The organism is Enterocloster aldenensis (assembly GCF_003434055.1).
GTDB classification, from domain to species: Bacteria; Bacillota; Clostridia; order Lachnospirales; family Lachnospiraceae; genus Enterocloster; species Enterocloster aldenensis.
This window is the reverse complement of sequence record NZ_QVEX01000007.1, coordinates 259,248-275,262: the sequence shown is the minus strand read 5'-3', so window position 1 is coordinate 275,262 and position 16,015 is coordinate 259,248. Positions and strand designations below refer to the sequence as shown.

Annotated in this window: 15 protein-coding genes; 3 read left to right on the top strand and 12 right to left on the bottom strand. The window is 50.9% G+C overall.

Annotation, left to right across the window (positions count from 1 at the left end; translation table 11 throughout):
- Window positions 1-69: 69 nt before the first annotated feature.
- From DWX59_RS16385 to DWX59_RS16350, 9 genes are all read right to left on the bottom strand, one after another.
- Entirely contained in the window at window positions 70-1,740 is a 1,671-nt protein-coding gene (locus tag DWX59_RS16385; protein ID WP_117560275.1) for a Na/Pi cotransporter family protein, read from the bottom strand.
- Window positions 1,741-2,127: 387 nt separating this feature from the next.
- Entirely contained in the window at window positions 2,128-3,327 is a 1,200-nt protein-coding gene (locus DWX59_RS16380; protein ID WP_117560274.1) for an MFS transporter, read from the bottom strand.
- Window positions 3,328-3,377: 50 nt separating this feature from the next.
- Window positions 3,378-3,527 carry a hypothetical protein gene (locus DWX59_RS28755; protein WP_165642132.1) on the bottom strand — a complete coding sequence of 50 codons (150 nt, stop codon included), beginning with the start codon at window positions 3,525-3,527 and terminating at the stop codon, window positions 3,378-3,380.
- A 56-nt stretch (window positions 3,528-3,583) separates the two neighbouring features.
- The gene (locus tag DWX59_RS16375; protein WP_008721570.1) at window positions 3,584-4,558 is read right to left on the bottom strand and encodes an ABC transporter permease; all 975 of its coding nucleotides are present in this window, start codon (window positions 4,556-4,558) and stop codon (window positions 3,584-3,586) included.
- Between the two features lie 16 nt (window positions 4,559-4,574).
- Window positions 4,575-6,083 carry a sugar ABC transporter ATP-binding protein gene (locus DWX59_RS16370; RefSeq protein ID WP_117560273.1) on the bottom strand — a complete coding sequence of 503 codons (1,509 nt, stop codon included), beginning with the start codon at window positions 6,081-6,083 and terminating at the stop codon, window positions 4,575-4,577.
- 72 nt (window positions 6,084-6,155) lie between these two features.
- The gene (locus DWX59_RS16365) at window positions 6,156-7,292 is read right to left on the bottom strand and encodes a substrate-binding domain-containing protein (RefSeq protein ID WP_117560272.1); all 1,137 of its coding nucleotides are present in this window, start codon (window positions 7,290-7,292) and stop codon (window positions 6,156-6,158) included.
- A 55-nt stretch (window positions 7,293-7,347) separates the two neighbouring features.
- A complete protein-coding gene (locus DWX59_RS16360) occupies window positions 7,348-7,791 on the bottom strand; it encodes an RbsD/FucU family protein (protein WP_117560271.1) in 444 nt (147 codons plus the stop codon).
- Window positions 7,792-8,031: 240 nt separating this feature from the next.
- Complete coding sequence (rbsK, locus tag DWX59_RS16355) at window positions 8,032-8,952, bottom strand: ribokinase (RefSeq protein WP_117560270.1); 921 nt, start codon at window positions 8,950-8,952, stop codon at window positions 8,032-8,034.
- Complete coding sequence (locus DWX59_RS16350; protein WP_117560269.1) at window positions 8,945-9,997, bottom strand: LacI family DNA-binding transcriptional regulator; 1,053 nt, start codon at window positions 9,995-9,997, stop codon at window positions 8,945-8,947. Before DWX59_RS16350 ends, rbsK begins: the two co-directional genes overlap by 8 nt.
- 281 nt (window positions 9,998-10,278) lie before the next feature.
- On the opposite strand from DWX59_RS16350, the gene deoC reads away from it, so the two are divergent.
- The 3 genes from deoC (at window position 10,279) to DWX59_RS30025 (ending at window position 12,782) form a co-directional block, all read left to right on the top strand.
- Window positions 10,279-10,914: a deoxyribose-phosphate aldolase gene (gene deoC, locus DWX59_RS16345; protein WP_117560268.1), complete on the top strand. Its 636-nt coding sequence runs from the start codon at window positions 10,279-10,281 to the stop codon at window positions 10,912-10,914.
- A gap of 273 nt (window positions 10,915-11,187) precedes the next feature.
- Window positions 11,188-12,291, top strand: coding sequence for a KamA family radical SAM protein (locus tag DWX59_RS16340; RefSeq protein WP_117560267.1), 1,104 nt, complete (start codon window positions 11,188-11,190; stop codon window positions 12,289-12,291).
- A gap of 35 nt (window positions 12,292-12,326) precedes the next feature.
- Entirely contained in the window at window positions 12,327-12,782 is a 456-nt protein-coding gene (locus DWX59_RS30025) for a DUF6783 domain-containing protein (RefSeq protein WP_353626640.1), read from the top strand.
- A 197-nt stretch (window positions 12,783-12,979) separates the two neighbouring features.
- Here the strand turns inward: DWX59_RS30025 and DWX59_RS16335 are convergent, their stop codons facing one another.
- The 3 genes from DWX59_RS16335 to DWX59_RS16325 form a co-directional block, all read right to left on the bottom strand.
- Entirely contained in the window at window positions 12,980-13,780 is an 801-nt protein-coding gene (locus tag DWX59_RS16335) for a DUF7402 domain-containing protein (protein ID WP_117560266.1), read from the bottom strand.
- A 267-nt stretch (window positions 13,781-14,047) separates the two neighbouring features.
- Complete coding sequence (fucO, locus tag DWX59_RS16330) at window positions 14,048-15,196, bottom strand: lactaldehyde reductase (protein WP_117560265.1); 1,149 nt, start codon at window positions 15,194-15,196, stop codon at window positions 14,048-14,050.
- A gap of 229 nt (window positions 15,197-15,425) precedes the next feature.
- Entirely contained in the window at window positions 15,426-15,941 is a 516-nt protein-coding gene (locus DWX59_RS16325) for a TetR/AcrR family transcriptional regulator C-terminal domain-containing protein (protein ID WP_177316466.1), read from the bottom strand.
- Window positions 15,942-16,015 lie beyond the last annotated feature (74 nt).

The following is a 16,015-nucleotide window of genomic DNA, read 5'->3' as shown; positions in this document are numbered from 1 at the left end:
TGCTTTTCAGTACACCCCAACATTCAGTATAGAACCCTTTTATATTTCAGATATGCAGCCGCCATGTGCTTAAGCAATGGCGGCTGCGGCTGTCTGTCCCCTGTCCCCGGACCAGTCAATGGCAGCATAGGCCTGGGCAATGTTCAGCATATGGTCCCCAATCCTTTCATAATCCGTCAGCATTTCCGAATACAGGATGGAGGATTCCACATTACAGTTCCCATCCCTCATACGGTCAATCTGGTTCTGACGGAACTTCAGGGTGATATCGTCAATGCGCTGCTCAATCTCCTCAGCCATTGACAGTTTAAATTCCGGATTCCCCTCTGCGGCCTTGCGCAAAAGTTCCATGCCCTCCCTGCAGGTTTCCTCCATGACCTGGAACTCCTTCTTAGCATAACCGGAAAATGTCAGGTTCTTCTGTTCTATGGTCTCCGCGTACTCAGCCAGGTTCATGGCATGGTCCCCAATCCGTTCGATATTGCCCAGGATGGAATACATACGGTTTAATGTATCCACGTCCTTCGGCGTCTGGTCCAGTACCAGGATTTTAGATATTTTCTTGGAAATCCTTACATTGCTAAGGTCAATCTCTTCTTCCCTCTCCTCAATCCCCTGGATTCCCTCCTTGCCGGTACCATTGGCAACCGCCATGAAGCTTTCCGACACATTGGTGGCAGCCACATCCATCATTAGGGTAATCTCATCATGAATCTGGTTAATTGCAATGGTAGACACGCCCAGATGATGCTTGGAAGCCATAAGGTCCTCGAACCACCGGTCCGCATCCTTCACAGGAACCTGCCTGTCAGGCAGTATCGCAATGGCAATCCGCTCCAGCACGGTGCCAAAGGGCAGCAGGATTAATGTGGTGCTTACGTTGAAGATTGTATGGACATTGGCAATCTGCGCCACCGGGTTGCCCGGGGTCAGGCCTGCCACGAAATCCGTAAACGGAGTAAGGATACACAGGATTACAAACAGCGTGGTTCCAATCACATTGAACATCAGATGGATGACCGTTGTCCTCTTGGCATTCCTGCTTGTTCCCACACTTGCCAGAAGCGCCGTGATACAGGTACCGATGTTCTGTCCGAAGAGCACGAACACCGCGCTGTGGATATTAATCACCCCGCCCATGGCCAGCGCCTGGAGGATGCCCACGGACGCTGAGGAAGACTGGATCACGGCCGTAAATACAGCGCCTACCAGGATTCCAAGGATGGGATTGGAGAACTTGGTTACCATATGGATGAATGTCTGGGAATCGCGGAGCGGGACCATGGCATCGCTCATCATCCCCATTCCGATGAACAGCACGCCGATACCCGCAATGATGCCTCCCACATGCTGGATTTTTTTATTCTTCACAAAAATCAGAAGCATGACGCCCACAAATGCAATCAGCGGCGCAAGGGCCCCGATGTCCAGGGCAATCAGCTGGCCGGTAATGGTGGTACCCACGTTGGCGCCCATGATAATCCACACAGCCTGCTTCAATGTCATCAGACCGGAATTAACAAATCCCACCGTCATGACCGTGGTTGCCGATGAAGACTGGATTAAGGCCGTTATACCTGCCCCCACCAGCACACCCAAAAAGCGGTTGGCCGTGAGACGTTCCAATATCTGTTTCATCCGGTTGCCGGCAACCGCCTCCAGATTACTGCTCATCATCTGCATGCCGTACATAAACAGCGCCAGACCTCCAAGCAGGCTTAATACCAATTCTACTCCCATGTGTTTTCTCCTTTTGTCTGAGAGGATAGGAAAGCCCCTTTATTATCATTATATGGATAATGTCGAAGTGCCCACGGAAAAATGGCGTAAAAATAAGGCAGGGCCCGCCATCTTCGGTTAAAAGATCGCAGGTCATGCCTTCTATATCGCACTGTTGCAGCGTCCATTCAGGTGGGCGGATTTCATGATAATCTGTAGCCTCTTTTCCTGTTGTTTATCAAATCTTTACTTATTTTTAACACATACTCATTATACGGGATATTTCATATATCGTCAATATGGCTTCCCGCCTCCAATGTAAAGTCTATGTAAAGTATGTGTAAAATCTTAAGGAAGCATACAGTTATTTACAAATCGCCTCAAAAACCCCGCCATTATATTATCCATTTATTGATTATATCCTGTTTTACGCTCCCTGTACATGACCCAGCACAGCCCAAATACCAGTACAGCCGGAATCCAGGCAGCCGCAGCCAGTCCGGCTTTCATGCCGCCCTCTGCCGCCCTTGACACCAGGCCCACCAGGGCGGGACCGGCAGCGCACCCCAGGTCACCTGCCAGGGCCAGAAGTGCGAACATGGCAGTACCTCCCCTGGGACAGCCCGCAGATGCAAGGGAAAATGCACCCGGCCACAGGATTCCCACGGAAAGCCCGCACAGGCCGCAGCCCAAAAGCGCCAGCACCGGGTCAGGGCCATAGGCAGCCATCAGATAGCTGAACACGCACAGCAGGGCGCTGATTGTCATGAACACAGGAAGCCGGATTTTCTCACTGTACCTGGCATACAGCGCCCTGGATAAACCCATGAGCAAGGAAAACATACACGGCCCGGCCAAATCCCCCATTGTTTTGGAAACCTTAAGCCCTGACTCCGCAAAAGCGGACGCCCACTGGCTCATGGCCTGTTCCGAAGCCCCTGCGCAGACAAATATGAATGCAAACAGCCAGAACACACGGTTTCCTGCCAGTTCCCCGATGCTCATCCCACCCCCGTCCTCAACCAGGGAAAGAATGGGCACCCTGGCAAAAACCAGCGCATTGACAGCAGGGACAGCCGCCCACAAAAGCGCCAGTATCCGCCAGTTCCCCACTCCTGCAACGGTAAAGAACAGGGTGGATCCAAGAACCACCGAGGCCGCGCCCCAGCAGTAAAAGGAATGCAGAAGGCTCATGGCCGCGTCCTTCTTACTGGTGGGGCATGCCTCCACAATGGGGCTGATCAGCACTTCGATGATACCTCCCCCAACCGCATACAGGCACACGCATACCACAAGGCCCGCAAAATGCCCGGGCATCAGATCCGGGATAAAGGCCAGTCCCGCCAGTCCCGCTGCCGTAAAGACATGGGCCGCCACAATACAGGTGCGGTAACCAATCCGGTCCACGAACCTGGCTGACAGAAAATCCACCAGCAGCTGGATCCCAAAATTCACGGTCACCAGCATGGTAATCATACCCAGGGATATCCCGAATGTGTCCTGGAACGTAAGAAATAGCAGGGGCGCAAAATTATTTACAATGGCCTGCACCACATAACCGGCATAGCTGGCTTTCAGGGTACAGTTGTAGCTGCTGCTTAAAGACATATACGTCCTCCTCCAAATATCTCCTACTATACTTTGCCCGGAGTCGGACGTCAATGCTTTTTCATCTCTTTTTTCCATAAAAAGGTGCGGCCAAGTCCGGGAACCCCGCCAGACCATAACCGCACCAATATCATACGGGGATTGATTTCCTCACTGCCCCGCTCCCTGCCCAGGTGTGTTTGAAAATCCGTTCCCGCCATCTGCACGCCCTAAGCTTTCTGCTTTCCTACGCTTTCCTACGCTTTCCTACGCTTTCCTACGCCTTCTTCCGGTTCTTCACCATATCCATGGTAACCGCGAACACAATCAGCACACCGCTGGTAATCTCCAGCACATGGGTGTTCAGCCCGAACTGCACGCCGGCATTGTTAATCAGCACCATCAGGATGGTTCCAAGAAGGGTTCCGCTGACAGCACCACGCCCGCCTGAAAGGGATGCGCCTCCGATTACGGCTGCAGCGATGGCGTTCATGTCATATCCCTCGCCGCCGGTGGGAAGGGCGCTCTGTACGCGCGCGGCCAGCATGATACCGGCTATGCCGTAGAGCAGTCCTGCAAACGCGTACACGGAATAGAACATTTTCCTGACCTTGATACCGCTCAGCTTGGCAACCTCCACGCCGCTTCCGATTACATACAGGTTCCTTCCGAATACCGTGTAGCGCAGAATCAGGAACACTACCAGGGCCACCACTGCCCAGATAATGGCCAGGGCCGGCAACAGTCCGAAGAAACTGTTGTTGCCCATGTTGAGGATCCTCTCGTCCAGGCCGCTGACCGTCAGGGCTTTGCTTATAATCTTGATGATACCCCTGATGATGGTGGACATGCCCAGGGTTGCAATCATAGGGGGCACCTTGAAATCATAGACAATGATGCCGTTGGCAAAACCTGCCGCAATGGCAAACATGACAGCTATCAGCAGTGTCAGGTAGAAGTTCATGCCCGTGTCGCGCTGGAGCAATGCCAGGACCATACAGGACAGGCCCGTGATGGCGCCGCCGCTGATATCAATACCGCCGGTAGTGATGATCATGGTCTGGGCCACTGCCAGGACGCCGATGATGGCACACTGCTTCATCAGGTTTGTTATATTGTAAACACTAAAGAAATTATCCGTACAGACAGACGTTATCACAAATAAAGCCACAATAATGACTCCCAGCGTAAACTCCGTCTGCTGGAATACACTGGTAAGCGAACTGCCCTTTCCAACCTTTGACTTGCCCATACTATTCCTCCTATGACTAACCTTCCACCGATGCCCTGCGCAGGACATCCTCTTCTCTCAATGTCAACAATTCTTCTTTATTAAACTCCCCGGTAATCCTTCCCTGGGCCATGACAATCAGGCGGTCCGCCAGTCCCATGACCTCGGGCAGGTAGGAAGAGATAAGGATGATGCTCCTGCCCTGTCCGGTCAGTTTTTCCATCAGCTTATAGATTTCTTCCTTGGCTCCCACGTCCACGCCCACGGTAGGCTCATCGAAGATCAGCACATCCGGGTCGCGGCAGAGCAGCTTGGCGATTACCACTTTCTGCTGGTTTCCGCCGGAAAGGTTGCCCACCAGCTGCATGACATTGGGTGTCTTCACATTGACCCGTTTGGAGAAATCCTCTGCCCGTTCCTGCTCCTTTTTAAGGGAAATAATCCCGCGGGTGCTGATCATATCATAAGAGTTCATGTTTATGTTGGTCTTGATTGACAGCTGGAGGGCCAGCCCGTCCGCGCGCCTGTCCTCGGTCAAAAAGCAGATTCCATGCTGCATGGCATCGCTGGGATTCTTGATGTTCACCTTCTGTCCCTTGACATACACATTGCCGGTAAGCCTGCGCTCCACGCCGCACAAGGCCCGCATGATCTCACTGCGCCCTGCTCCCACCAGGCCCACAAAGCCCAGTATCTCGCCTTTATGCACGGAAAAATTAATGTCCTTAAAATGGCTGCTGTCGCTGAAATCCTCCACCCTCAGGACCTCTTCCCCCGGCTCCTGGCGTTTGATATTATAGATATCGGACATTTCCCGTCCAACCATCATCCGTATGAGGGAATCCTTGGTGACTTCGCCAATGGGTTTTGTATCCACATAGGTGCCATCCTTGAGCACGGTCACGCTGTCGCAGATATCCATGATTTCCTCCAGACGATGGGAAATATAGATGATACTGACGCCATTTTCCTTTAACTCCTTGATGAAGCGGAACAGCACCTCCACTTTTTCATTCTCAAGCAATGCCGTGGGCTCGTCAAATATCACGATCCGTATGTCATCATTGACTGAAATCTTGCTGATGGTCACCATGGCCTGCATGGCAATGGGCAGCTTCCTGATTTTGTCCTTGGGGTCCACGTTCATCTCAAATTTATCAATAATCTTCTTGCTGTCATCCGCCATTTTCCTCCAGTCAACAGCCCCCAGCTTTGTGCGCGGCTGCCGGCCCAGGTAATAGTTCTCAGCAATACTCAGGTCAGGTGCGATATTGACATGCTGGTAATTGGCGTAAACGCCATGGCTCTGGGCTTCCAGAGCATTTGTATTCACAATCCACCGGTCATCGTAGCGCATGGATATCTGTCCCTCATCCGGCCTCTCCACCCCCATGATACATTTAATCAGGGTGGACTTGCCGGCTCCGTTCTCGCCTACCAGCGCACGGACCTCGCCTTTTTTTATCTCGAAGCTGACATCATTTAGCGCCGTCACGCCGGGATAAAACTTACTGATATGTTCAATCTTTAAAATCGTATCCTGCATTGACTTATCCCCTTTTATAAAAAGGAGGCAGTCCTAAAACAGCCTCCTTTTAACAGTAACTCAACTCATCGATTACTTTTTGAGACGTGTTGGATCAAGGAGATCCTGCATATCCTTATCATTCATGTTGGCACTTGTGATAACAACAGGAGGACAGTTCACCTGTTTGGTGGATTCAGGATTTGACCCGTTAATTAACGTCTGAATGGCATTTTCCATGCACTTGTAGCCCTGTGCGTATGCATCCTGGACAATGATTGCATCCAGGGAACCATTTCCAAGCGCAGCAATCTCAGTGTCGTCTGAGTCAACCGCAACAGAAACAATCTTGTCGCCAATCCCGGCTGCCTGTACTGCCAGGCACACGCCGTCGCCGGTGATGTTGTTGCCGGAGTACATACCGATCAGCTCTGAACCAAAGGTGGAAATGATATTTTCAGCATTGGCCTGTGATGTCTCGACCACATTGCCGTTATAATATGTATCGGTGAGGGTAAGGTCAGGCGCATTGGCCGCCATGTAGTCGCGGAAGCTCTGGATACGGTGGTTTAATGCCTCGTTCTCAACGTTCATGTTAATGCCGATGGTTCCCTTTGTCTTGTCCATTCCCTTGGCATCCATTGCATCCAGGAACGCCTGGGCAGCCATCTCCCCGATAGTGTCATTGGAGCAGTAGTAGAACTGGTTGTAATCCTCCTCATGGGCCCCGTCGTCACCCACCCCAAGGCCGCAGTTGACGAAATTCAGCACGATGCCGTTCTGGGTTGCTTCTTTTGCCTTTGGAACCGTTGCGTCGATTGCAAGGGTAGCTGTCACGATTGCGTCCGGTTTCTTTGCAATACACTGTTCAAATGCAGTTACATAGTCTTCTGTCTGGCTTTCCTCAGCCGGTCCCACGGTAGAGAATTCAATCTTAACCCCTTCCTTCTCCTCCATGTCCTTCATGGCGTTCTCAATCCCAATGCCCACATAAGTCCAGAACTGGGACGCCGTGGACGGGGTCAGGTAGATGATACTGTAGGTCTTGCCCTCTGCTGCTTCCGGGGCCTTGGCATCATCCGCCTTAGCCTCTGCCTTGGTATCCTGGGCAGCCGGCGCAGCGGTGGATGCCGGCGCGTCCGCCTTCTTGCTTCCACACGCAGCCAATGAAAATACCATGGCCGATGCCAGCAGGACTGATGTTACTTTTTTTGCTAAACCTTTCTTCATAAGTTAATCCTCCTTCTCTAAATAAACGATTGTTCCCCAACAACCATTGGTTACATTACATGACACCCTTCTGTAAAATAAAGCATCCGTAAGGCTGGCGTTCGCTGGTGCACACGGTCACATAAGCCCTGCCCGCCTTCTCATAAAACTTACTGCGCTCAATCTCCCCGACGATTTTCGGCGCATACCCGTTCCTGACCACTGCTTCAATTGCGTCATCCCACACCTTGGGCCTGTCCATGGAAATGCCCGAATCCTTGTCAGGAACCATATATTCCACCGGATATTCGCAGTAGTCCACATCCAAAGGCATCAGCTTTAAGATGTCCTCAATCATATCAGCGGCGCTGTTGCCCTTGGCCTGTATGCTGACCCCGCCCGGTGTCTTGGTGATGGGCGGATAAAAATCATCGGCAATGATGAGCAGGTCCCCATGGCCCATGTCGGCCAGTGCCTTTAACAGGTCTGAACTGATTCTTGTCGGTATACCTTTTAACATAATCCTTACCTCCTACATTATGATTGAACGTCTGTGCTCCAGACGCCTAGTATGACCCATATTAAATGCCTTGCTGGTTCGGTGAGGATGATTTTTTGAGAGTGCAGGTGCAAAAACGGAGGCGTAGCGGGCCCTACGCTGAGTATTTTGCACCTGTGCTATCGAAAAATCAGACCAGCGAAACAGTAAGGTATTTAGTGTGGGGCATACTAGTTACCCAAAGGCCATGACCCCGGCCCCTTAGTGACTGCCTAAAAATGCATCGATATCCTCACGCACAGGCATGGACGGGGTGGTCCCCAGCTTCTGGACCGACAATGCGGCCAGCCCGTTTGCAAACCGCACTGCTTCCCATATATCCCTGCCTTCTGCAAGGGCTGCCAGGAGGCCTCCGTTAAAAGCGTCCCCGGCCCCGGTGGTGTCAATGGCATCCACCTTAAATGCAGGCACAATCTCTTCCCTGCCGTCCGATGAAACAAATACGCCCCTTGAGCCAAGGGTAATGATGACCTTCTTCACACCCTTGTCATAGAAAAACCCTGCCGCCTTCTTTGCGGACTCCAGATCCGATACCGGTATGCCGGTCAGTTCTTCTGCCTCCACCTCGTTGGGCGTCACCATATAAACCTTGGACAGGAACTCATCGGTTATGGCGGAATAGGGAGCCGTGTTCACAATCACCTTGCATCCATACCGGTTAGCCATGTCCACCACCATCTCATTGGCATCCTGGTTCACCTCCAGCTGAAGGAGGACATACTCGGATTCCTTGATGACGGATTCAATGCTCTCAATCTCCTCCTTGGTAATGGTATTGCAGGCGCCCGGCACAATTATAATCTCGTTCTGGCTGGTGTTTTCGTCTACCAGGATCAGGGCGATACCGGTTTCCTTGTCGTCCGAGAAAAAGATGTGGTCCTTGTCCATGCCCAGTTCCGTCATGGTATCCAGCGCAACATTGGCAAAGCTGTCCCTTCCAAGCTTTGTCATCATGATCACATCCGCGCCGGCCTTGTGGGCTGCAACGCACTGGTTAAATCCCTTTCCTCCCGGCCCCATCTTAAACATGGAACCTTTCACCGTCTCCCCCGGTACCGGAAGGTGGGGGCTCCTCGCCATCAAGTCAACTACAAAACTGCCAAATACAGCTACCTTACTCATCCTGTTTCTCCTCCTGAAATTCTTTATGTTTTTCCGAGCCGCGCTTAATCAGGCTCGTTTTTACCAGATTCCTCTGTATGATCAGCTTTTCCCCCATCATCTCCTCCCCGTCCTGGAACCGCCTCTCCAAAATCCGCATGGCCTCGCATCCCATCTCGTAGACCGGCCTGGTCACGGCAGTCAGATGTGTGTCCGTGTATTCCAGTTCCTTGATGTCGTCAAATCCCACCACCGATATATCCCTGCCCAGCTTCAGACGGCGCTCCTTCAGGCATCTTAAGCATCCCAGGGTAGTCATGTTATTAGATGAAAATACTGCTGTGGGCGGGTCATCCATGTCCAGAAGCTTCATCATGGCCTTATAAGAATCCTCTTCCATGAAATTCCCGCATATAATATAATCCTTGCTGACAGGTATCCCGTTATTCTCCAGCGCCTTCTTATATCCCTTCAGGCGCTCATGGCCCGGCCTTGAGGTGCTTGGGCCTGTGATGATGGCTATCTTCCTGTGGCCTTCCTGTATCAGGCACTCCACTGCCCCGGCAGCGCCCTCCGCGTCCTCGGAAAATACCCCGTCAAACCTTCCGTTCCTGATATCCCGGTCAATCAGCACCACCGGAACCCCCTGGGCCTCGAACTCCTCCAGCCTGGCCGCAGTCTCCTGGTCGCACTCAGACACGGGAATTATGATCAGACCTTTTATCATCTCAATCTTCAGGGAATCCAGTATCTTGTGTTCCCGCTGCGTATTCTCAGCCGTGCCGAACATGAATACGTTGTAATCATTGTCCATGGCCTTGTCGGATATCCCATGAAGTATCTTACTGAAAAACGGATTCTCAATATCCGGGACCATGAACGCTATGTTCCTGGATATGCCCACGCTCAGATTGCGCGCCACCATGTTGGGGGAATAATTCTTACCCTTGATGACTTCCAATATCTTATTCCTTGTCTCCTCTTTCACGTTCTTGTGGTTGTTCAGAACCCTGGAAACGGTGGCCGGAGAAACGCCAGCCTCTTTGGCAATATCATATATGTTCATACACTTTTCCCATACATCCTACATTTTTTGAAACCGCTTTCATCATTACATTTTTAAAATAGCATATTTTCTCCCCCTTGTCAACCTTAATTTACATTTTTATTGTGCAAATTACATCATTTTTTACAATTATTTATACTATTTTGTGCAATTATCACATCATATAAGATGGTTTTTCATTTCATAATTCGTGTAACCGATTTCACTTGAAAATATTTATGGTTTGTGCTATGCTTTTATTATCAAAAATCGGCTCTGCTGTAAAAAAAGGAGAGAAAATAATGGAAATTGCAAAAATGATTGACCACACCATGCTGAAGGCTGATGCCACGGCCGAAACCATCACACGCTACTGCGGGGAAGCCCGGGAACACGGATTTGCCTCCGTATGCGTCAACAGCTGTCACGTTCCCTTGGTTTCATCCCTGTTAAAGGGTTCTGAGGTCAAAACCTGCTGCGTGGTAGGTTTCCCGCTGGGAGCCATGCTCACCGGGGCCAAAGCATACGAGGCCAACCTGTCCGTGAAGGCAGGAGCCCAGGAAGTTGATATGGTCATCAATATCGGCGCTGTCAAAGACAAAAACTGGGATTTGGTAAGGGATGACATCAAGGCAGTGGTCGACGCTTCCAAGCCGGCCATTGTAAAAGTAATCATTGAGACATGCCTTCTGACAGACGAGGAAAAGGTAAAGGCCTGCCAGCTGTCCGAGGAAGCAGGGGCTGCCTTTGTAAAGACCTCCACCGGATTTTCCACCGGAGGAGCCACAATCCAGGACATTAAGCTCATGCGCAGGACCGTTGGGGACAGGCTCCAGGTAAAGGCCAGCGGCGGTATCCGCACACCTGAGTTCGCAAAGGAACTGGTGGAAGCCGGCGCAGACCGTATTGGTGCCGGGAACGGTATTGTCCTGTTATAAAGCCATTTATAAAGCCATATATGGCCCCATCCGTCCGCGGCTGCGCTGACAGCGCTGTTTCCGGCCGGATGGGGCATATATCCCCTTTTTAAGTGCCGCATGCAGCCATCCAGGCTGTGTGGGGCGCTTTTTATTGCCATCAATGGAACTACCATGCGGGCTACTTTATACTTTTTTATAAAAGTTTATACTTTGTTTATATTTTATTCATAGGTCCGTGTTTCTCCGTCTGTTATAATTTTATGTGAACTAAATAATGAAGGGGATGATTACATGAATTGGAAAGAAGAAGTGAGAACCAATATTACAAAAGCCAGCGGACTGAGGGAGTACATGAATCTGACGGATTCCCAGATTGAACATCTCGACAAAATACTCAGCCAGTTCCCCATGACCGTCACACGGTATTACCTTTCCCTGATTGACTGGGACAATCCATTCTGCGACCCGGTATTCAGGATGTGCATACCGTCCATTGAGGAAACGGATTTAAGCGGGGATTTTGATACCAGCGGGGAAGCAAACAACACAGTCATATCCGGCTTACAGCACAAATACGGCCAGACAGCGCTCATACTTTCCACCCACCGATGCGCAATGTACTGCAGGCATTGCTTCCGCAAGCGGCTGGTGGGTATCTCCGATGATGAAACTGCCGATAATATAGAAGAAATGGCTGCCTATGTAAGCCAGCACAGCGAAATCAGCAACATACTCATTTCCGGAGGCGATGCATTCCTAAACAGCAATCAGGTAATCAAACGGTACCTGGAACAATTCAGTTCCATTCCCCACCTGGACCTGATACGGTTCGGAACCCGCATCCCAGTGGTCCTTCCCATGAGAATCTATGATGACCCTGAACTTCTGGCCCTTCTTAAAACCTATACGCAGAAAAAGCAGATCTATGTGGTTACCCAGTTTAACCATCCAAATGAATTGACCGATGAAGCCAGAAAAGCCGTGAAGGCCCTGCTGGATTCAGGTATTGTTGTCAAAAACCAGACCGTCCTCCTAAAAGGGGTAAATGACAGTATTAAGACACTGGAATCTTTGTTAAAAGACCTGACACAATCCGGGGTCATTCCCTACTACATATTCCAGTGCCGCCCTGTATCCGGGGTCAAGAACCAGTTCCAGCTTCCCCTGAAGCAGGGATACGAAATCGTGGAAGGCGCCAAACATCTGCAGAACGGCCAGGGCAAATGCATCCGTTACGCCATGTCCCATGTGTCAGGAAAAATCGAAATACTAGGCCCCCTGCCGGACGGCCGTATGCTGTTCAAATACCATCAGGCCAAATACGACAGGGACAAAGGACGGATATTCGCAAAAGACCTGGCCCCAGACCAGGCCTGGTTAGACGGCGATATCTGAAGCCTGCCATACCAAACCCAGCCAGAACTTAAAGAATGGCAAAACCAATGCCATCACCTAATTTTTCCCCCGCCCCCACAACCACAAAAAAACCGCAGCCAAAGCCACTACCACCACAAAAAACCGGCGCCAGAACCCCATTTTTCCTACCCGGATACGTAAACGACACATATCACGTCCAGAATTCCCAGTCTGTGGAGCGGGCCAGGACAGGCCTTGTACCGGGGGCTGGCCGGCCGGGGACGGGGGCTGGCGGACCGGGGACGGGCGGGTTCCTCCGGGCGGCCCCGGATGGAATGCATCCGTGCAGGAGGGAGCAGCTTCTTAGGGTGTGTTTGAAAATTGCTTCCCGTCAGCTGTGCGTTCCACTTTGCGGGAGATTTGATTCCGATGAGGGAGACGCAGCGGGCTACATTGACCGAATTTGGTCCAAATATGCCGCGAAGTGGGGCGGGCTTTGCCCTAAGGGGTACCTATGGTGGATTCCTTAGGGCAGATGGCCGGATGGAGCACTAGGTTCTGGCAAGCAAAAAGACGGGGGATTCCTGCATCAAAGCAGGAATCCAAGGTGCCCTGAGCTGAGAAAGTCCTTCAGGATTTCTCAGCGAACAGCACCGATTCCCCGTCTTTTTGCTTGTCAGGGCCTTAGAAGCTGCCGCTCCGCGGACACAGCCCACCGCCCCATCCGTCAACCGCGCATCTGCATCTCCACCCCGTACACCTCAATCTGAGTCAGCGCCGGAAACGGTGACGGATCATCCGCCTTTATGAGCTTACCAAAGCTAAGCCAGGTAATCCCCTGCCGTTTCATAGGAATCACATGCGGCTCCACGCTCTTTTCCAAGCTGACCGTCTCTTCTGTCCCGTCAGAGAATGTGAATGTGACGCTTTCCCACCAGTTATCATGAGGGAAATCCGCCCTTGTATAAAGTACGATCTTATCAATGTCCACCGGGCGGCCAAAGTCCAGTGTCATCTGTGCATCATCCTGCTGGTTGATTCCCCATGACTCATAAGGCCATTTTCCATGGGACAGGTTAGCTGTCACACCGTCAATGGCGTTGCGGGCAGCGAATACGGCTTCCCCCCTGGTCTCCACATTGGCATAGGCATGGGGATAATATCCATGCTCCCCGTGCTGGTCCATCACATTCTTTGCCAGGTTTTTGTAAGATTTGATCTCATAGTCAGCAGCATACCGGATGGTCAGGTAATGGCGTTCCCCTGTAAAGGATTTTGGATTATAGGACGTCTTTTTTTCTGCAAATGGTATGTCATAGGTCAATACATCCTCGGTTGCATAGATAAAGGACTCGTCCATTGTATCGTCTACACGCACAATATAAAAGCGGTTCTTCCCAGGCAGGCCAAACTCAATCCTGTCCCCTTCCTCATACTCACCTTTCCAGGCCAGGACCGCCTGTGAAGCCCCCTCCATGGACGCCTTTATCTCATTATTTTTGTTTAGGACCGTGATTTTAAATTCCATATTTGCCTCCAGATATTTAGATTGTTTTATAGATTGTATCACATGGCCGGAGAAGTTGCCATGTACATTTTTCATTGATATATATAATATCTGTCTGTTTTAGGCAGGCAGATCCCCAAATCATGGATTCCAAAATAAAGCGGATACAGCGCCCTGTGATATGATACCCTCCGGCGATATATCCGCTTTATCATTATCTTGTTTTATCTGCTATCCTGATGCCTGTCCTGATACGGAACCTTCAGACCCTTGTTCCCTGTCCAGGTATTAGATCAGTGACAGATACAGGTTCTTGATGTCCTCCAGGGTCGGGTCTTTTGGATTGCCAGGACGGCATGCGTCGTCCATGGCTGACTGGGACAGGAAGTCCACGTCCTCCGGCTTAAGGATTTCCTTTAAGTCAGCAGGAATGCCAACATCTGCGGACAGTTTCTTCACCGCGTCCACAGCTGCCTTGCGGTACTCATCCTGGCTCATGTCCTCCACGCCAGTAACGCCCATTGCAATGGCAATGTCCCTGAACTTGGTCCCTGTACACGGCGCATTGTACTCCATGACAGTGGGAAGGATGATTGCATTGGCAACGCCATGAGGCGTATCATAAAGGGCGCCCAGTCCGTGGGCCATGGAATGGACGATTCCCAGGCCGCAGTTGGAAAATCCCATGCCGGTAAGGTACTGCCCAAGGGCCATGCCTTCCCTGCCCTCCGGCTTGTTCTCTACCGCGTCGCGCAGGCTGCGGGCAATGACCTCGATTGCCTTTAAGTTGAACATATCCGTCATTTCCCATGCGCCCTTGGTGGTGTAGCCTTCGATTGCGTGGGTCAGGGCATCCATTCCGGTTGCCGCGGTCAGGCCCTTTGGCATGGAGGACATCATTTCCGGGTCCACCACTGCAACAACAGGGATATCGTGTGTGTCCACACATACAAATTTGCGCTTTTTCTCAACATCCGTGATTACATAGTTGATGGTAACCTCTGCCGCGGTTCCGGCTGTGGTTGGAACTGCGATAATCGGGACACATGGGTTCTTGGTAGGTGCAACGCCCTCCAGGCTTCTCACATCCTCGAATTCAGGGTTGGTAATGATGACGCCGATGGCCTTGGATGTATCCATGGAAGAACCGCCGCCGATGGCAATGATATAGTCTGCTCCGGATGCCTTAAATGCAGCAACACCTGTCTGTACATTCTCAATGGTTGGATTGGGTTTAATGTTGGAATAAATCTCATATGCAAGACCAGCGTCCTCCAGCACTTTTGTCACCTTGCCGGTCACGTTGAACTTAATCAGGTCCGGGTCGGAACACACAAATGCTTTCTTGAATCCCCTTGCCTTTGCCTCATTGGCAATCTCCGCGATTGCGCCTGCGCCATGATAGGATGTCTCATTTAATACGATTCTGTTTGCCATGATTTACCTCTCCTTTTCTTATAAAATGCGTCCGGAAGTTTCCGCCGCAATGGCTTGTTTCCTTTGTTAATATTATAACAACGGCGGCATGAAAATAAAAGTGACAAACATCTCTGTCTGTCACTTTTTCTCTGTTTTTGTGCAGCTTTACTATTTTTATTGTGTACTATTACCAGTATGCTTCATTGACCGGTTTACGCTTTTTCCATGATTCCGGCACGCACCAAAATCACAGCAGTTTTAAACGTTCAAACACATTGGCCAGCTTGGGCGGCATGGCATCCACCAGTTTGGCGGACATGGCCTGGGGGGAATCCTTCATGCCTCCCAGGACCCATTTAACCGTCATGTAGACCGAACCCTGGCAGTACATTTCCAAAAGGAAATGCAGCTCCTGGTCCAGCGCCCGGCTGTCCTTCCTTGCCAGAAGGTCCGTATAAAACTGAAGGATCAGTTCAAAGTCATGCTCCTTCAGGGAGTTCCGGTCATCCGAGCGGAACGCTTCCGTGAAGAACACCTTTTCATTGACTATAAATTCAAACTTCTGGGTCAGGCTTTCCCCCACCGTGTGTCCCATTCCTATCTGTTCAAAGGATTGAAGCACCAGCTTATCAAAATACCAGTTTATCAGGTCGTATTTATCCAGGAAATTCCGGTAGAATGTCTGCCGGGTAACGCCGCAGCCCTCCACAATCTCCTTGACCGTAATCTTATCCACGGGAGCCGACTTCATGCATTCCTTCATGGAGGCTGCCAGCTTATATCTGGTTTTTTCCTGTTTATTCCTCTCATCCACGGTATCCCCTACCCCCTTTGGAT